The 26,253-nt window shown below is 68.1% G+C and carries 26 protein-coding genes and 2 pseudogenes; 14 read left to right on the plus strand and 14 right to left on the minus strand.

The features are described 5' to 3' along the window. The first annotated feature begins 118 nt into the window (after positions 1-118). A complete protein-coding gene (locus BJ959_RS12925; protein WP_153980957.1) occupies positions 119-685 on the plus strand; it encodes a DUF4334 domain-containing protein in 567 nt (188 codons plus the stop codon). On the opposite strand, the gene BJ959_RS01975 is transcribed toward BJ959_RS12925, so the two are convergent. Then, positions 648-1,541, minus strand: coding sequence for an NADH:ubiquinone oxidoreductase subunit 4 (chain M) (locus BJ959_RS01975; RefSeq protein WP_153980956.1), 894 nt, complete (start codon positions 1,539-1,541; stop codon positions 648-650). The genes BJ959_RS12925 and BJ959_RS01975 overlap by 38 nt on opposite strands. Before the next feature lie 58 nt (positions 1,542-1,599). On the opposite strand from BJ959_RS01975, the gene BJ959_RS01980 reads away from it, so the two are divergent. Beyond that, the gene (locus BJ959_RS01980; protein ID WP_165878965.1) at positions 1,600-1,854 is read left to right on the plus strand and encodes an AbrB/MazE/SpoVT family DNA-binding domain-containing protein; all 255 of its coding nucleotides are present in this window, start codon (positions 1,600-1,602) and stop codon (positions 1,852-1,854) included. Then, on the plus strand, positions 1,851-2,213 hold the full coding sequence (locus tag BJ959_RS01985) for a PIN domain-containing protein (RefSeq protein ID WP_153980954.1): 363 nt from the start codon (positions 1,851-1,853) through the stop codon (positions 2,211-2,213). Before BJ959_RS01980 ends, BJ959_RS01985 begins: the two co-directional genes overlap by 4 nt. Here BJ959_RS01985 and BJ959_RS01990 read toward each other — a convergent pair. Then, positions 2,197-2,589: an HNH endonuclease gene (locus BJ959_RS01990; RefSeq protein ID WP_341799819.1), complete on the minus strand. Its 393-nt coding sequence runs from the start codon at positions 2,587-2,589 to the stop codon at positions 2,197-2,199. The genes BJ959_RS01985 and BJ959_RS01990 overlap by 17 nt on opposite strands. A 97-nt stretch (positions 2,590-2,686) precedes the next feature. On the opposite strand from BJ959_RS01990, the gene BJ959_RS01995 reads away from it, so the two are divergent. The 4 genes from BJ959_RS01995 (at position 2,687) to BJ959_RS02010 (ending at position 5,770) form a co-directional block, all read left to right on the plus strand. Next, a complete protein-coding gene (locus BJ959_RS01995; RefSeq protein ID WP_153980952.1) occupies positions 2,687-3,631 on the plus strand; it encodes an EamA family transporter in 945 nt (314 codons plus the stop codon). Continuing rightward, complete coding sequence (gene msrB, locus BJ959_RS02000) at positions 3,580-4,038, plus strand: peptide-methionine (R)-S-oxide reductase MsrB (protein ID WP_153980951.1); 459 nt, start codon at positions 3,580-3,582, stop codon at positions 4,036-4,038. The genes BJ959_RS01995 and msrB overlap by 52 nt, the downstream gene beginning before the upstream one ends. A 128-nt stretch (positions 4,039-4,166) precedes the next feature. Further along, entirely contained in the window at positions 4,167-4,823 is a 657-nt protein-coding gene (locus BJ959_RS02005) for a CDP-alcohol phosphatidyltransferase family protein (protein WP_153980950.1), read from the plus strand. Then, on the plus strand, positions 4,820-5,770 hold the full coding sequence (locus BJ959_RS02010; RefSeq protein ID WP_207948959.1) for a lysylphosphatidylglycerol synthase domain-containing protein: 951 nt from the start codon (positions 4,820-4,822) through the stop codon (positions 5,768-5,770). Before BJ959_RS02005 ends, BJ959_RS02010 begins: the two co-directional genes overlap by 4 nt. A 38-nt stretch (positions 5,771-5,808) precedes the next feature. Here BJ959_RS02010 and BJ959_RS02015 read toward each other — a convergent pair whose 3' ends face one another. Beyond that, on the minus strand, positions 5,809-7,044 hold the full coding sequence (locus BJ959_RS02015) for an amidohydrolase (RefSeq protein WP_153980949.1): 1,236 nt from the start codon (positions 7,042-7,044) through the stop codon (positions 5,809-5,811). Between the two features lie 77 nt (positions 7,045-7,121). Here BJ959_RS02015 and BJ959_RS02020 point away from each other — a divergent pair, with 77 nt between their 5' ends. Beyond that, on the plus strand, positions 7,122-8,087 hold the full coding sequence (locus tag BJ959_RS02020) for an FUSC family protein (RefSeq protein WP_153980948.1): 966 nt from the start codon (positions 7,122-7,124) through the stop codon (positions 8,085-8,087). Between the two features lie 14 nt (positions 8,088-8,101). On the opposite strand, the gene BJ959_RS02025 is transcribed toward BJ959_RS02020, so the two are convergent. Continuing rightward, entirely contained in the window at positions 8,102-8,521 is a 420-nt protein-coding gene (locus BJ959_RS02025) for a DUF5997 family protein (RefSeq protein WP_153980947.1), read from the minus strand. Positions 8,522-8,583: 62 nt separating this feature from the next. Here BJ959_RS02025 and BJ959_RS02030 point away from each other — a divergent pair, with 62 nt between their 5' ends. Together BJ959_RS02030 and BJ959_RS02035 are read left to right on the plus strand one after the other, a co-directional pair. Then, the gene (locus BJ959_RS02030; RefSeq protein WP_153980946.1) at positions 8,584-9,255 is read left to right on the plus strand and encodes a Type 1 glutamine amidotransferase-like domain-containing protein; all 672 of its coding nucleotides are present in this window, start codon (positions 8,584-8,586) and stop codon (positions 9,253-9,255) included. Positions 9,256-9,264: 9 nt separating this feature from the next. Then, positions 9,265-9,843, plus strand: coding sequence for a LysR family transcriptional regulator substrate-binding protein (locus tag BJ959_RS02035; RefSeq protein ID WP_153980945.1), 579 nt, complete (start codon positions 9,265-9,267; stop codon positions 9,841-9,843). An 88-nt stretch (positions 9,844-9,931) separates the two neighbouring features. On the opposite strand, the gene BJ959_RS02040 is transcribed toward BJ959_RS02035, so the two are convergent. Genes BJ959_RS02040 through BJ959_RS02050 form a run of 3 tightly spaced genes read right to left on the minus strand, consistent with a single transcriptional unit; the run spans position 9,932 to position 13,754 of the window. Next, complete coding sequence (locus BJ959_RS02040; protein WP_153980944.1) at positions 9,932-11,818, minus strand: GmrSD restriction endonuclease domain-containing protein; 1,887 nt, start codon at positions 11,816-11,818, stop codon at positions 9,932-9,934. After that, positions 11,815-13,260: a DUF262 domain-containing protein gene (locus BJ959_RS02045; protein ID WP_153980943.1), complete on the minus strand. Its 1,446-nt coding sequence runs from the start codon at positions 13,258-13,260 to the stop codon at positions 11,815-11,817. The genes BJ959_RS02040 and BJ959_RS02045 overlap by 4 nt, the downstream gene beginning before the upstream one ends. Continuing rightward, positions 13,257-13,754 (minus strand): 5' nucleotidase, NT5C type, encoded by a 498-nt coding sequence (locus BJ959_RS02050; RefSeq protein WP_153980942.1) that lies wholly within the window; start codon positions 13,752-13,754, stop codon positions 13,257-13,259. The genes BJ959_RS02045 and BJ959_RS02050 overlap by 4 nt, the downstream gene beginning before the upstream one ends. Positions 13,755-13,942: 188 nt before the next feature. On the opposite strand from BJ959_RS02050, the gene BJ959_RS02055 reads away from it, so the two are divergent. Both BJ959_RS02055 and BJ959_RS02060 read left to right on the plus strand, forming a co-directional pair. Further along, positions 13,943-14,272 carry a nucleotidyltransferase family protein gene (locus BJ959_RS02055; RefSeq protein ID WP_183321823.1) on the plus strand — a complete coding sequence of 110 codons (330 nt, stop codon included), beginning with the start codon at positions 13,943-13,945 and terminating at the stop codon, positions 14,270-14,272. Continuing rightward, positions 14,269-14,610: a HepT-like ribonuclease domain-containing protein gene (locus BJ959_RS02060; protein WP_153980940.1), complete on the plus strand. Its 342-nt coding sequence runs from the start codon at positions 14,269-14,271 to the stop codon at positions 14,608-14,610. Before BJ959_RS02055 ends, BJ959_RS02060 begins: the two co-directional genes overlap by 4 nt. Before the next feature lie 21 nt (positions 14,611-14,631). On the opposite strand, the gene BJ959_RS02065 is transcribed toward BJ959_RS02060, so the two are convergent. Both BJ959_RS02065 and BJ959_RS02070 read right to left on the minus strand, forming a co-directional pair. Next, entirely contained in the window at positions 14,632-15,693 is a 1,062-nt protein-coding gene (locus BJ959_RS02065; protein WP_153980939.1) for a PDDEXK family nuclease, read from the minus strand. 35 nt (positions 15,694-15,728) lie between these two features. Beyond that, positions 15,729-16,958: a Fic family protein gene (locus BJ959_RS02070; RefSeq protein ID WP_341799817.1), complete on the minus strand. Its 1,230-nt coding sequence runs from the start codon at positions 16,956-16,958 to the stop codon at positions 15,729-15,731. A 143-nt stretch (positions 16,959-17,101) separates the two neighbouring features. Between BJ959_RS02070 and BJ959_RS02075 the strand changes: the two genes are divergently transcribed. Both BJ959_RS02075 and BJ959_RS02080 read left to right on the plus strand, forming a co-directional pair. Then, the gene (locus BJ959_RS02075) at positions 17,102-17,950 is read left to right on the plus strand and encodes a GIY-YIG nuclease family protein (RefSeq protein ID WP_153980938.1); all 849 of its coding nucleotides are present in this window, start codon (positions 17,102-17,104) and stop codon (positions 17,948-17,950) included. Between the two features lie 391 nt (positions 17,951-18,341). Beyond that, positions 18,342-18,812 carry a hypothetical protein gene (locus BJ959_RS02080; protein ID WP_153980937.1) on the plus strand — a complete coding sequence of 157 codons (471 nt, stop codon included), beginning with the start codon at positions 18,342-18,344 and terminating at the stop codon, positions 18,810-18,812. A 17-nt stretch (positions 18,813-18,829) separates the two neighbouring features. On the opposite strand, the gene BJ959_RS02085 is transcribed toward BJ959_RS02080, so the two are convergent. From BJ959_RS02085 to BJ959_RS02105, 5 genes and pseudogenes are all read right to left on the minus strand, one after another. Beyond that, a complete protein-coding gene (locus BJ959_RS02085) occupies positions 18,830-21,874 on the minus strand; it encodes a type I restriction endonuclease subunit R, EcoR124 family (RefSeq protein ID WP_153980936.1) in 3,045 nt (1,014 codons plus the stop codon). Continuing rightward, complete coding sequence (locus BJ959_RS02090) at positions 21,871-23,106, minus strand: restriction endonuclease subunit S (protein ID WP_153980935.1); 1,236 nt, start codon at positions 23,104-23,106, stop codon at positions 21,871-21,873. Before BJ959_RS02090 ends, BJ959_RS02085 begins: the two co-directional genes overlap by 4 nt. Next, a pseudogene (locus BJ959_RS02095) lies at positions 23,106-24,404 on the minus strand (type I restriction-modification system subunit M); the annotation flags it as partial. The pseudogene BJ959_RS02095 and the gene BJ959_RS02090, both read right to left, overlap by 1 nt. A gap of 36 nt (positions 24,405-24,440) precedes the next feature. Then, positions 24,441-25,714 (minus strand): IS3 family transposase gene (locus BJ959_RS02100; protein ID WP_425560386.1). Its coding sequence is split into 2 segments (ribosomal slippage): positions 24,441-25,366 and positions 25,366-25,714, totalling 1,275 coding nucleotides; the frame shifts between segments, so codons are not numbered across the junction. A gap of 75 nt (positions 25,715-25,789) precedes the next feature. After that, positions 25,790-26,053, minus strand: a pseudogene (locus tag BJ959_RS02105) (type I restriction-modification system subunit M N-terminal domain-containing protein); the annotation flags it as partial. Between the last annotated feature and the right edge of the window lie 200 nt (positions 26,054-26,253).

Raw genomic sequence — 26,253 nt, forward strand, 5'->3', positions numbered from 1 at the left:
GACTATGGTCCACGGCGGGGTCGACGCCTCCTCAGGTGCGCTAGTGATGCCACGATACCGGAAACGACTTTCCGGCTTCCGGGCGCCGGGCACATTCATAGGGTGAAGAATCGGGAGGGTGACCGACCCCGCCGCCGCGCACCGCACCCTCGCGAGCCTCGAGCAGGGCGCCGCGCTCTCCGAGGCGCTCGCGTTCTACGACACCCTCGCGCCCGTGGCCGTGCCGACCATGGTCGGCGACTGGCGGGGTGCGGGCATCCCGACCGGCGGCCCGTTCGACGGCCTGCTCGAGAACCTCGGCTGGCACGGCAAGCGCTTCGACAGCGCCGAGAGCGTGCATCCCCTCGTCTTCGTCGGCGCGCGCGGACGGCTCGTGAACGCCGACCCCGGCCGGGTGCCGCTCGGGCTCGCCGCTCGGCACGGCCAGCGGTTCACGGGTCGCGCGACGGCGATCGCGTTCCGGGCGCTGCTGCCCCTGCTCGCCACCCGCCGACCCCGGGCGCGCCTCCGGCCGGTCGAGTACCGCGGCGTGACGTCGGCCGCGATGAGCTACGACCAGCTGCCGATCATCGACGTCTTCCGCGCGGTCGACGACGACACGCTGGTCGGGGCGATGGACCTCCGCGGCCTGGCCGAGCCCTACCTGTTCACGCTGCGCCGAGAGCGGCCCGCATCCGCTCTCTGAGCTCGACGAGCTCGGGGTAGCGGTCGAAGAACGACAGCTTCGCCCCCGTCGGCGTGCGGGGCGACCAGTCATCCTCCAGCACATAGGTCATGAACGACTCGGCGAAGTCCTCGCCGATGTTCGTGGCGGCGTAGTCGCTGACGAAGTCCTCCTCGTGCGCGAGGTAGAAGTCGTACGCGATGTCGGGATCGGTGTTCTCCAGGTCGGGGTGCTCCGGATAGCCCGACCAGAACTCCTCGTAGAACGCCCACAGGTAGGCGTCCGAGAGCACGCAGCCCTCGGCGACCTCGAAGGTGCTGCAGCTCGTGGGCCGAGCGTCGAACTGCGTCTCGGCGTACGAGAACACGTGGGCGTGCTCGTGCACGAGTGTGGCGGCCAGCAGGTCGGGCTCGTCGACGATCGCGAGGTTGACCACGAGAATCCAGTACTGCGGGTCGCGATCCTGCACGACGTAGGCGAGCGTGTCGCTCTCGGGCGCGTCGCCGACCTTGAACTGCAGGATGCTCGCCCCAGCGACCTCGGCCCCCACCAGGTCGACGTACAGCCCCCAGACGTCGGCGGCATCACCCGCCGCGGGCGGGTCGAGCTCGCCGCTCGCCATGACGTCGTACACCTCGACGGTTCCGAAATCCTCGTCGGACTCGATGCCGGGCCCGTCGGCGGATCCCCCGCCGATGCCGCCCTGGCCGGGGTCGGTGCCGCGGTCGTCGCCGGCACCGTCACCTTCGCCGGCCGCGACCTGGGCGAGATAGACGTCGGCGAGCACGCGCGCGATCGACACCCCGGCGACGACGGTTCCGGCGAGAACGAGGGTCGCCGCGACGACGATGGAGAGGACGAGGAGGGCGCGGCGCACGGGCTCAGGCTATCGACAGTCTGGTCGAGCCGGGGGTCTCACGTGGTACGGTCACCCTATGAGTGACACGCTGGCTGTTCAGGTGGGAAACAAGGGTCGTGTGGTGGTCCCCGCGAGCATCCGCGCCCGGCACGGGTGGGAGGAGGGCTCGGTGCTCGTCGCGCTCGACACCGAGCTCGGGGTGCTGCTCGCCGACCGGAGCGCGGTCGAACGCCTGGTGCGGTCACGGCTGGCCGGCCGCGACCTGCTGGGCGAACTCATGGCCGACCGCCGCCGCGATGCCGGCCACGACACGACCACCGCGCAACCGTGATCGTCGTCGACTCCTCCGCGCTGCTCGCCTACCTGCAGGGCGAGCCGGGCGCCGAGGTCGTGCGGCAACACCTGGTCGAAGGGGCCGTGATCAGCGCGGTGAACTGGTCGGAGGTCGCGCAGAAGGTGCGCCGCGCCGATGCGTGGGAAGTCGCTCGAGCGCTCCTGCTGAGCTACCCGTTGCAGGTTCTGCCCGTCGATGTCGACGACGCCGAGGCCGCCGCGGTGCGCTGGATGCCGGGCACGCCCCTCTCGCTCGCCGACCGGCTCTGCCTCGCGCTCGCCGACCGATTGCGACTGCCGGCACTCAGCGCCGACCGCGCGTGGTTCGGCCTCGACGGCGTCATTCCGATTCGCTGACGGTTTCGGAGACCGGTTCGACACCATCCGCTGCCGCCCCGCCCAGCGCGGCACGCACGGCGACGAGCCGCTCGAGGAATGCGCGCTCGTCGCGGCGGGTGCGGCGCATCCAGCTGGTGACCTCGTCGTTGCTCTTGCTGGCGTTGCACGATCCGCACGCGGGCACGACGTTGTCGAGCGTATAGCGGCCGCCGCGCGTGATCGGCTGAACGCAGTCGCGCTGCAGCGGGCGATCGGTGGCGCCGCAGTAGGCGCAACCGCCCCACAGCGCCTGCAGCTCAGCCCACTGGGTCGGTGTGAGGTCGTTGTCGGCCGCGGCGACGCGCGTGCGACGCCGACGGGCGGCGCGCGCCTGACGCGAGTTGGGGTGCGGCACGGCGTCAGCGTAGCCGCCCCGCGGCCGCTGACCCGGAAGGCACTGCGCACCCGCGCACCGTGCTCGCGGGCCGCCCGGCATGCGCGAGAATGAGCCGGTGACTCGCCGTGGCCTGATCCTGTTCATCGCGCTCGGCGTGATCTGGGGAATCCCGTACCTGTTCATCAAGATCGCGGTCGCCGAGCTCAGCCCTGAGTTCCTCGTGCTGGCACGCTGCGTTCTCGCGGCCGCCCTGTTGCTTCCGATCGCCGCGCGCCGACGGGCGCTGATGCCGGTGCTGCGTCGCTGGAAGGTGCTGCTGGCCTTCGCGGTGGCCGAGATCGTGCTGCCCTGGTACGCGCTCAACGCGGCCGAGATCACGCTGCCGAGCTCGACCACCGGGCTGCTGCTGGCGAGCATCCCGCTGGTGGCGATCGGCGTCGCGTTCGTGTTCGGCCGTCGCCACCGCGTGACCGCGCTCACCGTGCTCGGCCTGCTCACCGGCACGGCGGGCGTCGCCGCCGTCGTCGGCCTCGACCTGGGCCGCGGCGACCTCGGCGCGGTCGCGCTGCTGAGCGTCGCGGTCGTCGGCTACGCGGTCGGCCCGGCGATCCTCGCCAAGTACATGAGCGACCTGCCGGGTATCGGCGTCATGTCGCTGGCCCTCGCCGCCGCCGCCGTCATCTACCTGCCGATCGTCGGGGTGACCGGGGGGTGGCCGACCGTCGTGCCCTCCCCCGCGGCCATCGTCTCGGTGCTCGTGCTCGCCGTCGTCTGCAGCGCGATCGCCTTCCTGCTGATGTTCGCCCTCATCGCCGAGATCGGCCCCGTGCGCATGACGGCGATCACCTACGTCAACCCCGCCGTCGCCGTCGTCGCCGGCGCGCTCGTGCTGGGCGAGACGGTCACCGTCTTCACAGGCCTCGGGTTCATCCTGATCCTCATCGGCTGCTGGCTGGTCACCCTTCCCGATCGGCCGGCGGCCCCGAGTGAGGCTCCCGAGGAGGAACCGTGGCCGAGCAGCACAACCCCGTCGACTACCGCGCCACCGCCGACGCGCTGAGCCGTCTCACGCCCCTGCAATACCGCGTGACGCAGCAGGACGGCACGGAGCCCGCCTTCCGCAACGAGTACTGGGATCACCACGAGCCCGGCATCTACGTCGACGTCGTGTCGGGCCAGCCGCTGTTCTCGTCGCTCGACAAGTTCGACAGCGGCACGGGCTGGCCGAGCTTCACGCAGCCGATCGACGCCGACGCGGTCTCGACCCACATCGACCGCTCGCTGTTCATGAAGCGGGTCGAGGTGCGCTCGACGGGCGCCGACAGCCACCTCGGGCACGTCTTCGACGACGGCCCGCGCGACAAGGGCGGTCTGCGCTACTGCATGAACTCGGCCGCTCTGCGCTTCGTGCCGGTCGACCGGCTCGAGGCCGAGGGCTACGGCGCGTACCGGCACCTGTTCGGCTGAGCGCCAGTAGCGTCGAGCCATGACCGCCGTGCCCGTCGCCGCGCCCGCGCCGGGGGGGCGCGCGCGGGGTCGCCGCTCGATTCGCGGCGCTCGCGGTCGGCGGTCTCGCGGTCGTCATCGGGCTCGGGATGCTCGCCTTCGCCGCGGCCGGAGCGGGCGCCCTCGCCGCCGGGGCGGGCGTGTACGCCGTCGGCGCGAGCGTCGCGGCCCGTCAGCTGCACCGGCACCACGGGCACGCGCGGCTGGGCGGGGCCAACGCGGTGACGCTCTTCCGGCTGGCGCTCGTGTCGGCCCTGAGCATCCCGTTGTTCGGTGCTCTGCTGACCGGCGCTCCCGCGTCGGGCCCGACGCCCGCGACGATCGCGATCATCGCCATCGCCACTGTCTCGCTGAGCCTCGACGGCGTCGACGGGCACCTCGCACGACGGCAGGGCCTCGCGACCGCCATCGGCGGGCGGTTCGACATGGAGGTCGACTCGGTCTTCGCGCTCGTGCTCGCGGCCCTCGCCGTCGTGGTCGGCGGAGCGCCGTGGATCGTGCTGCTGCTCGGTCTGCCCCGCTACCTGTTCGGGATCGCTGGCGCGATCTGGCCGTGGCTGCACGGCCCGCTGCCCCCGCGCTACAGCGGCAAAGTCGTCGCGGTCATCCAGATGATCACGCTCATCGTGCTGCAGCTGCCGGGCCTGCCGCACCCGCTCGCGATCGTGCTCGCGGTCGGCGTGCTCGGCGCGCTCGGCTGGTCGTTCGGGCGCGACATCGTGTCCCTCTGGCGGCGGCGCGAGTGACCGACCCAGAGAGGGTGCGGCTCGGGCGCCGCTGGCTGCTGCTGAGCATCCAGTCGGTCGTCACCGTCGGCCTGCTGGCACTGCTGTGGCAGGTCGCCGACGGCCGCGCGGCTCTCGCGGCGCTCGCCTCCGCGAACCCGTGGTGGATGCTCGCCGCCGCGCTCGCCCTCACCCTGCACACGCTGCTCGCCGCCGAGCGCTGGCGCCTCACGGCCGGGGCTCTCGGGCTGCCGCTGACCCGGCGGCTCGCCGTGCGCGAGTACTACCTGGCGCAGCTGGTCAACTCGACCGTGCCCGGCGGGGTCGTCGGCGACGCGGGCCGCGCGGTGCGCAGCCGCGGGCCGGCCGGGCTGGCCGTGGCCGCGCAGGCCGTCGTCGTCGAGCGCTTCGCCGGGCAGGTGGCGCTGCTCGCCACGATGGCGGTCGCGGCGACCGTGATCGTCGTGGTGCCCGGCGGGCTCGACCTGCCGACCGAGGTCGTCGTGCTCGCCGCGACGATCGCGCTCGGGGGCGCGGCGCTCATCGGCCTCGTGGTGGCGGGCGCGTCCGGCGCACGGCTGCTGCCGGGGCGCGCGGGCGCACGCGCCGCTGAGCTCGGGCGCACGTCGGCGGTGGCGCTCGTAGGCCGGCGGGTCGTGGTCGCCCAGCTGGGGCTGTCGGTCGGGACGACGGCGAGCATCCTGGCCGCGTTCGCGTTCAGCGCGCTCAGCGTGGGCGTCGCTCTGCCGGTGGGAGCCGTGCTCGCCCTCGTGCCGCTCGTGCTGCTGACCATGCTGGTGCCCGTGACGATCAGCGGCTGGGGGCTGCGCGAAGGCGCGGCCGCCGCCCTGCTGCCGGTGGCGGGCATCGCCGCGAGCGACGCGCTGGCGGCGAGCGTCGTGTTCGGGCTGCTCGGGCTCGTCGCCGTGCTGCCGGGGCTGCTCGGCGTGTGGGGGCGGCGCGCCTAGCGCGGCCCACCCGGGCCGCCGAGGGCAGCGCGCGGCGCTCAGCGCGCCAGCCACTCCTTCGCCGCCGCGACGAGCGCGGTCACGCCGATCGGCAGCGTCGGCTCGATGACCGGCGCGAACTGCGGCGAGTGGTTCGAGGGCAGCGTCGTCACGTGCGCCGCGATCTCGTCGATTGTTGTCAGTCCGGCGAACTGCGCTGGGTCGGCCCCGCCGAGCACCCAGTAGACGCACGGTGCCCCGGCCTCGACGGCGAGGATGCCGACGTCTTCGCTGCCCGTCACCACGCCCGGGTCGACGACCATCACCTGCGGCAGCGCCGCGGCGAACGCGGCGCGCACCCGGTCGGCGGCCGCGGCGTCGTTGACGACGGCCGGGAACGAGTACTCGGTCTCGACCACCGGCTCGCGGTCGGCCCCGGCCGCCTGCGCCTCGCCGCGCACGATGCGCTCGATCGCCGCCAGCACCCGCCGACGCACGTCGGGGTCGAAGGTGCGGATGCTGAGCCGCAGCTCCGCCGAATCGGGGATGATGTTCGCCGCCGTGCCGGCGTGCACGGCGCCCACCGTCACCACGGCGGTATCAGTCGCGGCGATCTCGCGCGACACCACCGTCTGCAGTCGGAGGATCGTCGAGGCCGCGAGCACGACCGGGTCGACGGTGGCCTCCGGGCGGGAGCCGTGCCCGCCGCGGCCGTAGAGGGTGATGCGGAGGGCATCCGACGCGGCGAAGGCGGCCCCGGTGCGCACCCCGATCGCGCCGGCGGGCAGTGGGGCGACGTGCTGCCCGATCACCAGGTCGGGAGTGCCGAAGCGGGTGTAGAGGCCGTCATCGATCATCGCCCGGGCGCCGGCGCCCTTCTCCTCGGCCGGCTGGAACACCGCCAGAATGCGCCCCTGCCAGTCATCCGCCGCGGCGAGCGCCCCGAGCGCGCCGATGAGGGCCGTGACGTGCATGTCGTGCCCGCACGCGTGCATGACCGGCACCTCGGCACCGTCGGCGCCGATCGCCGTCACCGTGCTCGCGTAGGGCAGCCCGGTCTCCTCGCGCACCGGCAGGGCATCCATGTCGGCGCGCATCAGCACCGTCGGGCCCGTGCCGCGCTCCAGCACGCCGACCACGCCGGTGCCGCCGACGCTGGGCGTCACCGCGAAGCCGAGCGCGCCGAGCCGTTCGGCGACGATGCCGGCCGTGCGGGTCTCGGCGAAGCTGAGCTCGGGGTGCGCGTGCAGGTCGCGGTAGAGGTCGGCGAGCTCGGTCAATGCATCGAACGTCATGCGGTCATCCTTAGGCTGAGGGACGGTCAGCACACGCTAACGCTCCCGGCTGACGAAACACGGCAACGGAGGGCACGATGGCGACGTACGCACCCCGATTCGACCTGCGGCTCGGCCGACCCGCGATCGTCGCCGCGGTCGTGCTCGTGGCGGCCATCGGCGCGGTGCTCGCCCCCGTCGCCCTGCTCATCGGGCCGAACACGGCCCAGTCGGCGTTCATCACGATCATGCTGCTGCTCTCGCCGCTGCGCGCGGCGCAGCAGAGCTCGCGGTTCGCCGCCGCGGGCCTCGCGGTCGCTGTCGCGCTCATCGGCTTCCTGCTCGGGCCGATCGGGCCCGTCGCGATCTTCCCCGCGCTCATCGCGGCCAGCCTCGCCCAGGCCTTCTTCCGACTCGGCGAGTTCGCCACCATGACCCGCGCGCCCGTCAACCTGCTCGCGTTCGCCGCCCTCGCCACCACCGGCGCCGAGTTGTGGCAGGTGGTGCTGGGAACCCTGATCGGCGCGGCCTTCACCCTCGGGCTCGCCCGCCTGCTGCCGCCCAGCGACCTGCCGCCGACCACCGGAACCGTTCGCGAACGCCTCGTCGACGGCCTGGTGCTGGCCGTCGGTGCCGTGACCATCGTGGGGCTCGGCGAACTGCTCGACTTTCCCTTCACCGGCTGGGCTCTGCTGTCGTTCGCCATGATCGTCTCGGTCGGCGGCGACCGCCGCACGGCGCGGTCGGTCGACCGCGTCGCCGGCACCATCGTCGGCGCCCTCATCGCGACTGCCGTCTCGTTCGCGCCCGCGCCGTGGCCGCTCATCGTCGCGGCCCTCTGCGGCCTGCTCTCGGTCGCCTACCTGCGGCAGGGCAGCTACGCCGTGTTCGTGACCTTCCTCACGCCGGCCGTGCTGCTCACCTCGAGCAACGAGTTCGACGCGCTGCAGCTCGGTGTCGGCCGCGTCGAAGCGGTGCTCGCCGCCGCCGTGATCGCCATCGTGCTGACGACGGCAGCCGGTGCGGTGCGCCGTCGACGGGATGCCCGCACGCCGTCACCCTGAGCGCCGGTATCGCGCTACTCGGGTCGCGCCGGCCGCTCGCCCACCGCGGTGCCCGGCGGGCGACCCGAGCCCGGCGCGCGCTTCTCGCGCTCCTCGACCAGCCACTCGGGCATCTCGGCCAGCAGGTCCGCGATCTCGGCCGTCGTCATCACGTCGCTCACGCCGCCCCGGGCGAGCGCCGAGTTCGAGACCCCCAGCCGGGCCGAGACGACACTGCGCGGATGCGGGCCCTCGCGCCGCAGCGTCACCAGCCACTCCGGCGGATTCGCCTGCAGCTCGGCCAGGGCCGTGCGCGAGATCGGGGTCTGCTGAAACTCGGGCGGCGTCGCCGGAAGGTACAGCTCGAGCTTCTTCGCCGCCGTCGCCGGGCTCAGCAGCTGCTCCTTCTTCGGCTTCGGCTGCTGGCGGCGGTCTTCGCGCGAGGCATCGGTCATGCAGTCGAGCGTACGGGAGGGCGACGGTGCCCCGGCGCGCGGCGGGGCTAGCCTGGGGCCTCATGAAGCTCCTGCTCACCTCGGGCGGCGTCACCACCGCCGCGATCCACGACGCGCTCGAACGGATGCTCGGCACACCCGTGAGCGAGGCGACGGCCCTGTGCATCCCGACCGCGCAATACGGCCATCCGTGGGTCGGGCCCGGCACGAAGGCCTGGGAGTTCATCAGCGGACGCTCCGAGAATCCGATGGTCGACCTCGGCTGGAAGAGCATGGGCGTGCTCGAACTCACCGCCCTGCCGAGCATCGACGCCGAGCGCTGGACGCCGCTCGTGCTCGAGACCGACGTGCTGCTCGTCGCCGGCGGCGACGCCCTGTATCTCGCTCACTGGATGCGCGAATCGGGCCTTGCCGACCTGCTGCCCTCGCTGACCGACACCGTCTGGGTCGGCATGAGCGCGGGCAGCATGGTGATGACGCCGCGCATCGGCACCGAGTTCGTCGGCTGGCCGGCGCCCTGGGGCGACGACACCGCGCTCGGGCTCGTCGACTTCTCGATCTGCCCGCACCTGGCGCGCGACGGCGGGCCCGGCAACCCCATGACCGCGGCCGAGAACTGGGCCGCGAAGCTGGGCAACCCCGCCTATGTGATCGACGACGCGAGCGCCATCAGCGTCGTCGACGGCGTCGTCGAGGTGATCTCCGACGGCGGGTGGCGGCACTTCCCCGGCTAGCCTGGGACTATGCCCGCGACGCCGACCCGCCCGCGCCACGAGCCGCTCGTCGTCGCCTTCGTGCCGGGCGTCACCCCCGGCAAGTGGGAGCGCATCTGGCGCGAACGCCGACCCCCCGGCCGCCTCGAACTGACCCCCTTGAATCAGGATGCGGCGCTCAAAGCCCTCGCCGACGGCACCGCGCACATGGCGCTCGTGCGCGACACCTCCCCCGACGACGACCGGCACGCCATCGAGCTGTACCGCGAAGCGCCCGTCGTCGTGGCGCCGAAAGGCTCGCTGCCCGCGAGCCTCGACAGCCTCACCCGCGCCGACCTGGCGGGCCTCGACGACCTCGCTCTGCTCGACGTCGACCTGCTCGGCGGCAGCGGGCTCGACGCGATCGAGCTCGTCGCGGCCAACGTCGGCGTCGCCGTCATGCCGCAGTCGGTCGCCCGCGCCCACTCGCGCAAGGACGTCGTCGCGCGCCCGCTCACCGATGGGCTCGAGACGCGCGTGTCGCTCGTGTGGCCGATTGTGGGCGCGCATCCTCTGGTCGATGAGTTCATCGGCATCGTGCGGGGGCGCACGGCGAACAGCTCGCGCTGAGAATCGGACGACCTACGGCCGATCGACGATGCCGACAGGCGTCCCGTCGTCGGTGGAGCCGGTTGCGACGGTGGCGATCCCTCCGTCGCTACTGCAGCGAGCGGCCGATGAGGTCGAGCATCAGCCGACCGTGCCGCTCGATCTGCGCCTCGCCCCACTCGTCGGCGGCGGTCGCGTCGGATGCCATGAGCTGGAACTTCAGGCTCTGATCGCCCGACAGGTACTGCCGGATCTTGGCGGTCGGCATGAGGTTGGAGCGTCGAGCGTTCTCGTCACGGCCCATGAGACACAGGTTGCCGAAGCGGTTGACGACGTCGGTAGGCAACGGGTCGCGGTCGGGCTGCACCGGATAGAAGTGCTCGACCGACTTGCGGTACTGGAACCGGAACTCCGCGGGCTTCACCCCCGCGGGGGCGAGCTCGCCGTCGACGACGTACTGCTTCCACAGCAGGTAGTCGAGGTAGGTGAAGAGGAAGTGTTGCACGGCGGTGCCGGTATCGACACCGCTCTCGACCGCGCGGGCGGCGCGTTGCGCGGCAGCGTCTTCGAGGGTGGCGATCAGCACCTGCGCGTCGATCTCGGTGCTCGCCCGCCACTGCTGCCGCAGCTCGCGCAGGATGACGTGGAGGAACTCCTTGTAGGCGCGACGCGAGTCAACCACTTGATACATGGCCTGCAGCATGAGCACGCGCTGGTGCTCGATCGTGTCGCCGAAGGCGGCGACGGGCGACACCTTCTGGGTGCGCCCCTCGCCCACCTTGTGGGCGCGGTGGATGACCCAGTTGGAGTCGTCGTCGGTGCTGTCGCGCACGCTGTCGGTGCGGATCACGTAGTTGTCGAACAGAAACCGCGTTTCGAGCAGCTCTTCGGCGAACCGCTTCACGGCCTCCGGGCCGCGCCCGTCGAAGACGCGCTCGAACTGCTCGACGAGGGTCTTGTCGTCGAGCGACACCTCGTCACCATCGGCCTCGCGCGCGCCCGAGACACCCGACACGCTGACGTGCAGCCGTAGTACCTGCAGAAGGAAGTTCGGGAAGTCGATGATGGCGCCGTAGCGCGGGGTCTCGTCATCGTCGTCGGTCGCACCGGTGCGGGCCACACTCGGCGGGTCCGCAGCGAGAATGGCCAGGATCGATCGAGCCTCAGCGGGTTCGCGCGCCGCGTCGAGCGCCTCCCCGAGCTGGGCGAAGCCGGCGGCGGTGCGTCGGTTCCAGGTCTCGCCGAATAGGGCGGTCCGGGCCGCTTTGGGGGTGAGCGCCTGCACGTGCTTGGTGAGGTCGGAACAGATGTCCCAGAGGGCGGCGAACGTGCGCCGGTCGGTGTCGGTGTCGAGCCGCTCCATGAGGCGGGCCTTGACGATCTCGTGCTTCTCGAGCTGCTCGCCGCGGCTGTTCATGATCTCGAAGTAGTGGTTCAGATCGGTGCGCGCGGGCAGCAGGGTGCGCACGAGCTGCACGCGGTCGAGCAGGTGTGCGATGTCGGCGGCCTCGAGCTCGCCGCGGTCCACCAACGCGCCGACGAGGCGGGCAGCGGCGCGAATTCCGTCGTCGTCGAGGCGCTCGAGCTCGTCGGCATTTCGCGCGCCCGCGATGCGGGCGAGATCGCGGCTCGCGGCGGGGCGGCCTTCGAACCCGATGAGTCGCGGGTCGATCGTGGGCAGGTCGACCGCGTCGGCGAAGCGCTGCCGCACGGTGGGGTGCGTGAGCATGATGGTGATCGTCGTGAGCCGCTGCTGACCGTCGACGATGTCGAGCAGCTCGGTGTGGTCGTCGGGGTCGCGCTCGGTATGCAGCACGAGAGCGCCCACGAAGTACCGGCCGGTCGGGTCTGCGATTCGCGCATCGCGGATGTCCGACACGAGCGTCTCGATCTCGTCGGCCGTCCAGGCGTAGGCGCGCTGGTAGATCGGCACGCGGTAGCGCGCGGCGGAGACCGCGTCACGCACCGACAGGATGGCGGGCACCGTCGTCGTCATCGCTGCGCCTCCTCTCGCGCATCCGCGCCGTCGATCGGATCAGCGTCTTCGCGTTCGCGGGGCGCGGGGATGGCGGGCCAGAACGCGGCGACGATGTCGTCGTAGCCGCCGAAGGCCCGGACGTTCGCGGGCAGCACGGGCTTGGGCACGGCCCGACGCACGAGCGCGTGCGGGCGCAGGGTGTCGCGCAGTTCGGCGAACAGGTTGACGTCGCCGCCGTCGCCGACCGCTTGGCCGAGCGCGAAGCGGTTGACCATCGACCGACGCACGGCCCAGTGCTGGGCGCGATATGCGAGCACGAGGCGCGCGAAGAGCCGCGCCGCGTCGTCGACGAGGAGGTCGCCGAAGCGGTCGACGTAGAGCAGCAGAAGCGCGTCGAACAGCCGCCGCACGAGGGCATAGCGGCGGTCGCGGCGATGCTGCTCGAACCAGCCGATCGGGTGCGGGCGGTCGTGCAGGTCAGCATCGCCGAGCATGCCGTAGCGGGTGGCGAGCCGGTGGTAGTGGGCGACGAAGGTGAAGAAGGTCTCGCCGTTGATGATCGGCTGCAGGACCTGGTGCGGGTACGCGACGGGCGCGATCGCGCCGAAGCGCACGAGCGCGGCATTCTCCTGCGTGAAGTCCTCCGTGAAGTTCTTGGCGTAGAGCATCGGGCGCGCCCAGGCGTAGTGCTCGTTGTCGGGGTCGCCCTGCCGCACGCCCTTGAACTGGTCGACATCACTGACGCGAAAACCGCCCTCGGGCACGGGCCGACCGCTCGCCCAGCAGCGGATCGGGTGCAGCAGCTCGGCGAACAGAGTGCTGATCTCGGCCGGCTTGATCGACTCCCACAGCGCCACCATCTGCAGGGTGGTCGCGCGCGGCACCGCGTCCGACTCCATCTCGCGCAGGTGGTACGCCTTCAGCAGGTCGGTCGGGTCGAGCGGCCGCCCGCGCGTGTTCTGCGCGTCGAACATCTGGAACGCTTCGTCGATGCGCGGCAGCGAGAGCACCACGACCTCGCAGCCGTCGAACACGAACTGGGCGAACGCCTCGCGCTCGTCGGCAGTCCAGCTGGCGAGCAGCTCGCGCGCCTGAGCGGCGTTGACGGAGAGCGCCCGCGCCGAGTCACTGAGGCCGAACTGCCCGACGGTGTGGTGGGCGAGCTCGTCGGTGGCGAGGTGCGACGGGCGGGCATCCTGAAACGCCAGGTCGTCGAGAAGCGCCGCGAGCATGACGAGCGTCACGAAGCGCTGCTGGCCGTCGACGACGTCGAGGTGGCCGTCGTTCTCGTGCAGGATCACCGTGCCGAGCCGGTACGCGCCGTGCGGCGCGAAGGCGCGCACGTCGTCGATCAGCTGCAGCACGCTGCGCGGCTGCCAGCGGTAGGGCCGCTGGTAGTCCGGGATGCGCAGCGCCTGCTCGGTGAGCAGGCGGCGAATCGGCCAGAGTTCGACCTTCATGCGCTCTCCTTCAGGTAGGCGACGACCTCAGGCCAGGTCGTGTGGGTTCCGTGCTCGCCGAAGTGGATGACCTCTCCTCCGTGCTCGGGGAACTTGTCGACTCCGTTGTGCTCGGGGCGATCATCCACCAGGAAGTCGCCGCGGTTCAGGTGCTTGTGGTGCGACAGGATCAGCCGCTTGTACAGCACGGAACCCTTCTCGGCGCCGAAGTGCGTCTTGATCCACTCGAGCTTGTCGTGCCAGGCCGTCGGGTTCGCCCACGGGGCAGTCGACAGCACGTAGATGTCGAACAGTGGCGCTTGCTCGTGCACGGCATCGATCGCGCCGGGCAGCGGATCCATCAGGGCGAAGATGCCCGGAATGTCGTCGCGGTCGGGGTACTGCTCGAGCAGGGCGGGCGACACCCGGTCGATGCCGCTCGGGAAGTCAACGAGCGTGTTGTCCATGTCGATGTAGAGAATCTTCTTCGCGGCGTTCTCGCTCGAGGTCGACATCTGCGGCCCTTCCCGGCCCCTCGCTCTGACGGGCACAGCCTCAGGCTAGGGGCGACCACCGACAAAGGTGAGGCGATGCCACGTCAGGGGGGTGAACCCACTGCCGGTTGGTCTGACCGTCATCGACGACGTCGCCGTTGACGTCAACTCTTCGAGCCGGTGACAGCCTCCCCCGGTATCCTCGACGCATGTCGATGACCGTCGCGACACCGGAGACTCTCGCCCTGCGCGAACTGCTCACCGCGCGCCGACGCGAGTTGGACGCTCTCCTGGAGAAGTACAACGCAACGCACCCCCGTCTCTTCGGTTCAGTGGCCCGCGGCGATGCTGGCCCCAACAGCGACATCGACATCGTGGTGGCCATGAACCCCGCCGACGGTAACCTGCTCATGCGCGCCTCCGGTCTCATGGAGGAAGCCCGCGCCCTGTTCGGTCGCGACGACATCGACATCTTTCCCGAACAGCTCCTCAAGCCATCCATCTCAGAGTCAGCGCTAGCTGACGCGGTCGCCCTGTGAGCCGCAGCACTGATCAGCGCGTCGCCGACATCCTTGAGGCGATCGATCGGTGCCGACGATACGCTGACGCGCTTGCGAGTGATGACCGTGACCTTGCTGACATGGCCGAAGACGCCGTCGAACGCAACCTGCAGATCATCGGCGAGGCGGCGAAGCACCTCCCCGCAGAGCTGACTGACGCACATCCCGAGATCGCCTGGCCGCAAGTCCGCGGCTTCCGCAACATCCTGGTTCACCAGTACTTCGGGGTCGACCGCGCAACCGTGCGAGAGGTCGTCGAGAGGTACCTGCCGCCGCTCGCTGCGGCGTTGCGAAACGATCCGAATCCGACGCGCTGAGAATCCACCACGCCGTCACCGCTATTCGGCGAGCGCCGCCGTCAGCGCGTCGACCAGCGCCTCCGCCTGCTGAGGGCTCAGCGACCCCAGCAGCACCCGCGGCTGCACCTTGTACCTCTCCGCGCGCACACGCTCTGCGTCGATCACACCGGGCACGGTGGCCTCCACCTCGGCCGTCATCCGCTCGGCAACCTCCGGCGCCATGGCGAAGTCGACGAAACGCAGGTTGAGCCGCAACCCGCGCTGCGCATCCGACTGCAGAGAGATCGGCCACTTGCGCACGCCGCCGAGCGCCGGCACCTCGATGCTGGCGTTCAATGACGGGGTGGATGCCCGCACCCCGTTCATCCGCCACCCGCGCTGCAGCAGCCGCTCCCGCAGCGCCCGGTAGGCGGGCAGCCCGTCGGGGTCATGCTGCTCGCCCCACTCGGCGAACGATTCGATCGGCCACCGCTCGCGCGTGACCCGGTCACGGCGACCCCGCGCGTCAGCAAGTTCGGAGCCGAACGCGGTCGGGATGAGCACCTCGACACCATCGCGCTGCGCCCGCTGGAACTCCATGACGAACACCGCGATCTCGCCGAGCGTGATCGCGTTCAGATACTCGACGATGCGCTTCAGGTCGTCATTGACCTTGTCGACGGCGAGCACCAGACGCATACGCCCGGCCTCGAGGTTCTCGGCCAGGCGCTCGCGCGTCTCGGCACCCTCCGCGTCGAACGCCGCCAGCGGCGACACCTCCGACTTCGACGCCCGCCGCCAGGTCGCCTCGAAGGCCTCGACTCCCATCCCCCACAGCCGCGAGGCGTAGTCGAGCACCTGCCCGACGATCTCGCGCCGAATCTGCGGGTTCGTCGTCAGCTTGCACTCGACGAGCGTCAGCTCGCCCGACTCGTCGAGAATCACGACGTCTGCCGGTCCGACCCCGCTCGAGAACTCGCGGCACGCGACGGCGCGCTCACCCACGCCCGGTATCAGAGACGGATGCTCGGCGATCAGCTGCTGCAGCGACGCCTCGTTCTCGTACCCGGTGAGCGACGGCTCGCTCCAGCCTGAGTCGCCGGAACGGATGAGGATGACCATTCCGTCACCTTACGAGTTCGCGACGACACACTTCGTCAGCGGCGCCCTCGCCTCACTCGTCGCGCGTAGGCGTCAAGCGCAGCGAGCATCTCCGGCTGCGCCCACGTGCGGTTGCGTCGGCGCCCTGACGACTCGACGAGCACCCCTCGCGCCACGAGCGTGTCCAGAGCCCGCTTGACCGCCACCTCGTTGAGCCCGAGCGTCGACCGCAGGTACGTCGCGTTGACGATCGGCTGGCCGATCAAGACCGGCAGCACCCGGCGCGCAGCGGCGTCACTGCGCACACCCGCCAGCTTCTCGTACGCTCCCTCCAAAGCGGCCGCAAGGTCGTCGATGAGCGTCATGCCGGTCGCTGCAGCGGCGAGAGCGGCCAGGGCGAATCGCCGAGCGATCGGCAGGGCATCCCCCGCCCGAAACGCGGTGAGAGCGTCGAAGTAGCTGTCGATGTCGACGAGCAGGCCCGAGGAGATCGGCACGGTGGTGCGGGCCACGAGCCCCTTCGCCTTGAGCATGGCTTGAGCCACCGCACGACCGGTGCGCCCGTTGCCGTCAACGAAGGGGTGCAGGGTCTCGAACTGCGCGTGAGCGACAGCGACGTGAAGCAGCACCGGCAAATCATCGCGCGCGATGAAGCGTTCGAAATCGGCGAGGGCCGCCGACAGGTGCTCGGGGTGCGGCGCGACGAACTCTGCCCCGATCGGCCCGGCGTCGCCCGCACCGATCCAGACCAGCTCATCGCGCCACCGCCCGGCGTACTCGGCCATGTCCTCCTGGTGGCTCAGCAGCGCCTCGTGCATCTGGAGGATGGCTGCCGCGTCGAGGCGATCAGCCAGGGCGAGCGCGGCTTCCATGGCGCGAACATTTCCGACAACGGTGCGACTGTTGGCACCACTTGCCTCCCCCAGCTCGGCGAGAGCCAGCTGCCGGGCCGAACTCGTCAGCCGCTCGATCTGCGAACTCGACGCGCTCTCGGAGCGCAGGAGGATCGCCGACATCGGCCCGAGCGTTCCGCTCGCCGCCGAAAGCCGCCGGTCGGCGTAGGAATCGAAGTCGACGAGCGCGGCCGTCGCATCTTCAAGCTCGGCCACCAGCGCTGCCGGGATGCTCGGTCGCCAGCCTGCGAGCGAGATCGGGATGATCGCCTCATATTCCCCGGACTGGCGCTCGAGTTCGCGGCGCGAGTAGTACCCCGTCTCACGCGGGCGCCACACTCGGCGCTCGCGCACAGCGACCGGGACCTCGAGGGCGGTGTGATCCGAAAGCACAAGTAGATCATACTTACATTTACTTCTATATCTGTAAAGACTTCAGGTCGGCGGGCACACGTAGTGGAAACCGGGCGAGGCAGGAGAGTGGTGGGCCCCGATCATCTACCCCTCGTGTCCTCCCTGCGAGATAGCCTCACCACATGGCCGACGAGACTCCCATCCTGATCAACGATCTCCTGCACCTCACCGACGACGAACTGAACGGAGACACGTACCGCGTCCGCTTGACCTTCAAGTGGGGCAACGATGAGGATTCTGACCCCATCGCTCGATATCGCCGCGACCCGGAAGATGCGCTCGCGCACCTGCTCTACTACCGCTCGAAGTCGGCCTTCAAAGTGGGCCAGAGGGTCATTGGGATGACCAAGATCGGCGGCAGCCTCTGGCTCTTGACGCGGATCGTGGAGATCGTCGGCATCACGGACAACGAAAAAGGCGAGAAGGCCTACCAGAGCCGCGATGTGGCCCAGTACCGCGGCTACTTCGGTCGGGTCATCGTTCGCTACTCAAACCCCAAGGGCGCGCAAACGGAAGTGCGCAAACCGAGCGCCATCTTCCCGAACATCGAAGTGCACGAGGTTCGGGCGACCGGGTTCGGTGACGAAGGGTTCCCTGGTTACGCCAACGTCACCATCAGCTGGGCGAAGCTCAAGGAGATCGTCGACCGGCGATACGAAAGTTGGCACACCGCCCTTCGGAACATGAAGGGCATCTACCTCATCGTCGATACTTCCACCGGCTCCGCCTACGTAGGAAAGGCGGATGGCTCACAGATGATGTGGGCGCGATGGGCCAGCTACGCCAAGTCACGCCACGGAGGAAATGTCGAGCTCAAGAAGTTCGAGGCTGCGGACATCGAGAAGCACTTCCAGTGGTCGATCCTCGAGGTCATGGATGAGAAGACCCAAGACGACTACGTCAATAAGCGGGAGTCATGGTGGAAGGACGCCTTGAGTACTCGCGGCGCCGGCGGACTCAACCGCAACTGATCAGCGACCGAGAAGAACCAGTCGCGTGTGCAACGGATGGAACCACCCCAAGAACTGCCGATGCGGCTGGGGAGGAGAAGGACACAAGGGTCGAGGCGGCGGAGGCGGCTACGGCTACTCGGGGTGGTCCGCTGTCGACACTTGGGGTGGAGGATCTTCGCTCGATAGCCCCAACGCCATGTGCCCGAAATGTGAGTCTCCCGTCTACTTCATTCGGCCCCAGAACGGTGGGGCCGTGTGGTTCGACGAGCTCGGGAAGCCCTGGCCGAAGCACCCGTGCATGGAGACTCTCCGAGCACGGAATCTCGCACCGACGTACGTGCCAACATCGCGAGAGGTGCGACCCGCACCTGACGGCTGGACACGTCGCACTGAACCGATGACGATTGCCATGAGCGAGAGCTTCGCCGTCTGGGCCGGAACTATCGGCCGAAGCCACTACTACTTCCTCGAGAAACCTTTGGAGCCCCTTAGCCCGGCCTTTATCGGTTGGGACAAGTCAGATCGGCGCAAAGGAACAATCGAGTTCCTCGTGGCCAGCAGTACGGGTATGCGGGAGCAGAGTTACACGATCTTCCGCCCCAGCAACCGATACCTGAATCAGCAGGTCGAAATCCCGACGAGGAAGCTCTGGATTCCGCTTGTCACTTTCGTGGAGGCGTACGGGAACAAGACCCCGCGCGCGGCACGGGAACTCGTCGCGAGGGTCCGCGAACGCACCGAATGGCTCATCGAACCCGGCTGGTATCACTCGGAGGCGAGTCGACATCTCGTTCTCGGTGCGCTGAAGAAGCTGCTCGTGCGCCACCGCCCCCTGCACCCCGAGCAGATGCTCCGCTGGATGAGGCTTCTGACGAACTAGGAGAGCTCAAGACTGGACTAACCCAACCCGAAGTACCGCTCGAAGAACTCGCCGAGCCGGTCGAGCACGCGCTGCTTCTTGGCCGCGTGCGCGCCGTCCGGCGCGAAGCGCGAGGCGGGCGGCAGCACGCGGGCGATCGCCACACCGGAGGTCTGCAGCGCGCCATCGCGGAAGGCGCGGTCGATGAACTCGCGGGTGGCGTCGGGGTGCAGAGACTCGTCGGCGATGAGTTGCGTGAGCTCCGCATCCCGGCGGGCGACGACGTAGGCGGTCCACTCTTCGTCGACGGCGCCGGTGGCCGAGACGCGGTCGACGAAAGCCTCGATGAGCTCTTTCTTGTTGCGCAGGCTGGGCGACGCGTCGATCGCGCGGCTGATCTGTGCACGCACCTCGGTGTCGTCGCCGTCTCCGCGCTCGTCGCGGTACTTCTGCACCAGCAGCAGGATGTAGTCGACGGTGATCTCGACCTGCTTGATCAACTCGATCTCGAAGGTGAGGTCGTCGTTGATGACCTCCTTCTCGTCGGTCGGGCGCCGGATCGAGGCGTAGATGTCGAGGTAGATCGAGCGGTAGTCCTGCTTCTGCCGCGCGGTCAGCAGCTCATCGGACTCGAAGTCGTCGAACGAGGTCAAGATGTTCTCGAGTCGCAGGATCGAGCCGAGCAGCGCGACGAACTCGCGCTGCGCCTCCTCCCCCACGATCGGCACCTCGACCGGAAACCGCTCGAGCAGATCGATGACCAGCGCCGAGTATTCGGCGTAGTACTCGCCGTACGGCTTCAGCAGCACGACGCCGCGCGCGTTCTTGTTGCCGAACAGGGCGATCGCGTCATTGGTCTGCTTCTCGAGGTCGCGGAAGCTGACGATGTTGCCGTACGTCTTCACCGAATTCAGGATGCGGTTGGTGCGCGAGTAGGCCTGAATCAGCCCGTGCGACCGCAGGTTCTTGTCGACCCACAACGTGTTGAGGGTCGTCGCGTCGAACCCGGTGAGGAACATGTTGACGACGATGACGAGGTCGATCTCGCGGTTCTTCAGCCGCTTCGACAGGTCGGTGTAGTAGCCGGCGAAGCCGTTCGACGAGGTGTCCCACTGGGTGCCGAACAGGCGGTTGTAGTCGGCGATCGCGGCATCGAGAAACTCCCGCGAGGGCAGATCGAGGCCGGATGGATCGAATCCCTCTTCGTCGAGAAACCCCGCGCCATCGAGAGAGTCAGCCTCGGCCTCGTTGGCGGCGAACGAGTAGATGATGCCGACCTTCAGGCGCTGAGCATCCGGAATGGTCGCCTGCATCGTCTGGAACGCGGCGTAGTAGCGCTTCGCCGCCTCGATCGACGCCGTCGCGAACAGGGCGTTGAAGCCGCGCACACGGCGCTCCCCCAGCGCGTAGTTCTCGCTGCGCCGGGTCTTCTGGTCGAAGTGCTCGAGGATGTACTCGACGATGTTGCCGATGCGCGTCGGGTCGAGCAGCGCCTTCTCGGTGTCGATCGCCGCGACCTGTTTGTCGGTCAGCCCCTCGGGCATTGTGATGGTGTTGACGTAGTCGATGCGGAACGGCAGCACGTTCTTGTCGGTGATCGCATTGACGATCGTGTACGTGTGCAGCTTCTCGCCGAACGCCTGCTCGGTGGTCTTCAGCAGAGGCTTACCGCCCGAGCCGGCGTTCTCGGCGAAGATCGGCGTGCCGGTGAAGCCGAACAGGTTGTAGCGCTTGAACGCCTTCGTGATCGACGTGTGCATGTCGCCAAACTGCGAACGGTGGCACTCGTCGAAGATCAGCACGACGTGCCCGTCGTAGATACTGTGGCCCTTCTGCGACTGCACCAGGCGCGCCAGCTTCTGAATGGTCGTGATGACGATGCGGCGCTCGGGGTCGGCCAGGTTCTTCGACAGCTCGGCCGTCGACGTCGACGCGTTCGCCGCGCCCTTCTCGAACCGGTCGTACTCGCGCTGGGTCTGCCAGTCGAGATCTTTCCGGTCGACGACGAACAGCACCTTGTCTACGCTCGGCAGCCGGGACGCCAACTGCGCCGCCTTGAATGACGTCAACGTCTTGCCCGACCCGGTCGTGTGCCACACGTAGCCGCCGGCCGCCGTCGTGCCGAGCTGCTTGTAGTTTGTGGCGATCTCGATGCGCTGCAGAATGCGCTCCGTCGCCACGATCTGGTACGGCCGCATCACCAGCAGCTGCCGGTCGGCGGTCAGCACGCAGTAGCGGGTCAGAATCGCGAGCAGCGCGTGCTTGGCGAAGAACGTCTTCGTGAAGCCCACCAGGTCGCGAATCGGCGTGTTCGACGCGTCAGCCCACCACGACGTGAACTCGAACGAGTTGCTCGACTTCTTCACCCGCTGCTGACCGCGGGCATCCTCGACGTGCTGGCGCCGCGCGGTGTTCGAGTAGTACTTCGTGAGGGTGCCGTTGCTGATCACGAACAGCTGCACGTAGTCGAACAGACCCGAACCGGCCCAGAAACTGTGCCGCTGATACCGGTCGATCTGGTTGAACGCCTCACGGATGTCGATGCCGCGCCGCTTCAGCTCGACGTGCACGAGCGGCAGTCCGTTCACCAGAATCGTCACGTCGTAGCGGTTCGCGTATGCCCCGCCAGCGTCTCCACCCTGTTCGACCTCGTACTGGTTGATCACCTGCAGGCGGTTGTTGTGGATGCTCTTCTTGTCGATCAGCGCGATGTTCTTCGTGCTGCCGTCGTCACGCCGAAACGCGTACACGTGGTCTTCTTGAATGCGCACCGTCTTGTTCACGGTGCCATCGTTCGCGCCCGCGATGTACTCGCTCAGCAGCCGCTGCCACTCGTCGTCAGAGAACTCCACCTGATTCAGCGCCTGCAGCTGCACCCGCAGATTCGCCAGCAGCGCGGCCTCGGTGCGCAGAGACACATACTCGTAGGCCTGCCCCTGCAGCAGACGGATGAACTCCGCCTCCAGCGCCGCCTCCGACTGGTACGCGGCCGCCGCCGACGGGTCGGGCGTGAACTCGGCCACCACCGTGCTCTCGGCACTGACCACGATCGGCTCGAAATGCGCCGGGGGCGGGATGCTCACGCAGGAGCCTCCTCGAACGTCAACAGCTTGTCGCGGTAGTACTCGTACTGCTTGCGCCGCGCGGCGAGCTCGGCGCCAAGGTTCACGATCAACTCCTCGAACCGATCTAGTGGCTCCGCCACGGCACGTTGTATCGATAGTGGCGGGATCGGCACCGGAACCTTCTTGAAGTCAACCATCCGAACCATCGGGAGAGAGGACCCGGTTGTGTTCTTGCGACACCACTCACCTAACCCGAATGCAAGATGGAAGAGGTATCTCTTGTCCAGCAGCGATTCGAACTTAGAGTTAACCGACAAAGAGATGAACTGTTGGTTAGCCAGGTGTGGGACTCGAACTAAGGCATGCTCCCCAATCGTGGCGATCGTCGACATTAGCAATGAGTCTGCCGGGAAGAGCCGACCTCCTTTCACCGCGAATGTGGTCACGTGCTGAAACGAGTCTTCCAAGATTCGACCGCGCTCGCGTATATCCTCGAGGCGAAACCAAGGTACGGAACCGTCAGTCCAGTTCCTCGGCTCGGATCTTGACGGTGTATACCCGGTCCTCATGTCGAACACATCCTCAAGGGCGACGGAAGGATACGTGCCTTCCGCGAGCGCAATTGAAGACCGTCGGTAATGTGCAACTTGCACTTTTCGGAGCGCCAATTCCCCCTGAATCTCGGCCTCCAATCTTGTGAAACTATCCAATTTCCGAACAACATCTCTCTGCACTTCAATTGGCGGCAAAGGGACTCGGAGGGACTCCCACTTCGATCGCGTTAGGCCGAAACGTGTAATTCCATTTGCTGCCGCACGAATCTGCGTCTGAAGCCCTCGCGAACCGAAGAGGTAGGAAAGGAAGGAAGAGTCGATAATCGTGCGGTCGGGCCTCAATCGCATAACGTGGTAACTGTAAACGAGATTCGGAATGTCCTCCACAACGACCGCGGAGCGGGCGAGATCATCAATTGATTCCGAAGTAGGAGTAACTACAACGTCGCCCATAACTAGAGCAGTCGCCTGAACTCTTGACTCCGGAGCGGTCGTCGTCGCATTGACCACCTGAGAGGTGATGCGCGTGTTTCGATACACATCCATGAAGTTCAGCAAGCGAACTGGAGCCTGCCCTTCGACCAATTTCTTGTCAACACCTGAGTTCGCAATATCCGCAACCTCGCCCAAGCTCGCGAACCGTACCGGAAGACCGAGAATCGGCCGAACTGCTGAACCTTGCGATGCCGGCGCCATTAGGTGCTCTCAAGGTCGGCGACGATTGCGTCGATGGCCGTCCGCAGTTCGGTCTGACGCGCAACGATGCGAGCGATTTCCGCGTTGAGGGCGGTGATGTCGACGGCCTCTCGGGTGTCTTCGGCTTGCACATACGAAGAGACCGACAGTACGTAGGCATGGGCAGCGATGTCGGCATTCGGCACGACCGCGGCGAAGTGGTCGACCGGAGCGCGTTCGAAGAGGGTGGCCAGGATGCGGTCGCGGTGAGCATCCGCGAGCTTGTTCTTGTTGCCGGAGCGGGTGAACTCTGCCGAGGCGTCGATGAAGACGACGTCGTTCGACTGCTTCGACTTCTTCAGCACGAGAATGCACGTCGCGATGGTGGTGCCGAAGAAGAGGTCGGCGGGCAACTGGATCACCGCATCCACGTAGTTGTTGTCGACCAGGTACTTGCGGATCTTCGCCTCGGCACCGCCGCGGTACATGACGCCCGGGAACTCGACGATGGCGGCCGTTCCGTTGACGGCCAGCCAACTGAGGATGTGCATCGTGAAGGCGAGGTCGGCCTTCGACTTAGGGGCCAGCACGCCGGCCGGGGCGAAACGCGGGTCGTTGATGAGCAGCGGGTTCGCGTCGCCCTCCCACTTGATCGAGTAGGGCGGGTTGGAGACGATCGCCTCGAACGGCTCGTCGTCCCAGTGCTCGGGGTGCGTGAGGGTGTCGCCGTGAGCGATGTGGAACTGCTCGTAAGGCACGTCGTGCAGGAACATGTTGATGCGCGCCAGGTTGTAGGTGGTCAGGTTGATCTCCTGACCGAAGTAGCCGCCGACCTTCCCGGGGCCGAGCACCTTCTGGAACTTCAGCAGCAGTGAGCCCGAGCCGACCGCCGGGTCGTAGACCTTGCTGAGCTCGGTCTTGCCGTGGCTGGCGATGCGGGCAAGCAGCTCGGAGACCTCCTGCGGCGTGTAGTACTCGCCGCCCGACTTGCCGGCGTCGGCGGCGTACATCTGCATGAGGTATTCGTAGGCGTCGCCGAACGCGTCGATCTCGTGGTTCTCGAAGTCGCCGAGGTTGAGGTCGCCGATGGCGTTGAGCAGCTTGACGAGCTTCTGGTTGCGCTGGGCGACCGTGTTGCCGAGCTTGTTCGAGTTGGGGTCGAGTTCTTGGAACAGGCCCTTGAGGTCGTCTTCGGACTCGGTGCCGACGGCCGAGCCTTCGATGTTCTGGAAGACACGGCCCAGGGTTTCGTTGAGGTTCTCGTCATTCGCGGCTCGTGCCTTGACGTTTGCGAAGAGCTCGCTCGGGAGGATGTAGAAGGGGCCCTACCCCCGGATCTTGGACACGGGGTGTGATTACGCAGCAGGTCGCAGCGTAGCGGTGTAGCCGGTCTCGAAGGCGACCGGCGAGGTGTAGCGACACCACGAGTGGCGTCGCTTGGTGTTGTAGCGGACGAGCCATCTGAAGACCTGCCGACGGCAGGTCAGCTCGTCACTCCAGCAGGCGGCGTCTTGGAGAACCTCACGCTTCATCGTGGCGTTGAACGACTCTGCGAGGGCGTTGTCCGCGCTGGATCCGACGGCGCCCATGGACTGGGTCACGCCGAGCTTGCGGCAGAGCGTGGCGTAGGCCTTCGAGCAGTAGACCGACCCGTGGTCACTGTGGAACACGGCGCCCTTGAGGCTGCCCCGGGTCGCGGCGGCGGCCTTGAGGGCGTCCTCGACGAGTTCGGTGCGCATGTGGTCGGCGATGGCCCACCCGGCCAGCCGACGGGAGTAGCAGTCGATCACGGTCGCCAAGTACAGGTTCGTCCCGTCGGCCAGCGGCAGGTAGGTGATGTCGCCGACATAGCGCTCGTTGGGGCGCTCGGCGGTGAAGTCACGCTTGAGCAGGTCGGGGTACTTCTGCCCCGACGGCTCGGGGATCGTGGTGCGGACCCGGCGCTTCTTCATGTAGCCGCGGATGCCCTCAAAGCGCATCACCCTCGCGACACGCTTGTGGTTGACCCGCTCACCGGCAGCCGCGCTGTCGCCGAGTTGAGCGTTGAGCTCGGCGGTGATCCGCGGCGCGCCCTGAGTGTTGTCCTCGGCATGGACCGCTCTGATCCGCTCAGCCAGCGCTGCGTCGTCAGCTGCTCTGGCTTCGCGGGCCGGCGCGGCCTTGAGCCAGGCGTAGTAGGACGAGCGCTCGATCTCGACGAGCTCGCACAGTCGCTTCACCTCGAAGGTGGCGGAGTTGTCGGCGACGAACTGGAAGCGACTCACCAGCGCGTCTCCCCGGCGAAATACTTGGCCGCCCGCTGCAGGATCTCCCGCTCGGTCGTGAGCTTGGTGGTCTCCGCTCGCAACGCCGCGTTCTCGGCCTCGAGCCGGGCGATCCTCTGCTCCGGCGTCTCGTCCGTCGGTGCCGACGAGCTCGCGGCGGACGTCTTGGCTTGCAGCGGGCTGGAGGTCAACGTCCCGTCAGCGGCGGTCTTCTTGCCGGTCCCGTAGGCCTCGAGCCAGTGCCGCAGGGTGCCGCGGACGATGCCGAGGTCCTCGGCGATGCCGCGGACCGTGGCGCCCGGGGTGGACTCGTACAAGTCGACGGCCTCACGACGGAACTCTTCGGAGTAGTTCTTCCTGGCCATGGTTCTTCGATCATCTCGCTTCCCCAGCACCAGGTGCTGGATTCAGCGTGTCCAAGAACCGGGGTCAGGCCCCAAGCCCTTTTCCTTGACCGTCTCTCGACGGCCGTGTTCGGCCTCTGCGTCTTGGAGTTTGGCGTAGTCGAAGGCTTCGTTGCCTGCTGCTCGCTCTTGGCGGTTCAGGTAGGCCGTGAGGTTCTCGGAGATGAAGCGGTAGAAGAGCATGCCGAGCACGTAGCTCTTGAAGTCCCAGCCGTCGACCGAGCCGCGCAGGTCGTTTGCTACCCGCCAGATGGCCTTGTGGAGTTCGGCGCGCTGGGCTTCTCGGGTCGTTGGGGGCATGCGTTCACTGTACTGAGGAGGCAAGACAAAGCTCCGCAGACGGCGCGGCACGATCGGCACGAAACAAGTGCGCACCACGCGCAGGCGAACTACCCGTCTACGACGATTCCGCTCGACGCCCTAACCTGACGTCGGAGCACTCTGGAATAATCGTCAGAATATCCCTGCGATGCGGGATGGGCGGGTTCCAGTTGAAGGAG

It is taken from the genome of Microcella frigidaquae, assembly GCF_014200395.1.
In the GTDB taxonomy this organism is placed as follows: Bacteria; Actinomycetota; Actinomycetes; order Actinomycetales; family Microbacteriaceae; genus Microcella; species Microcella frigidaquae.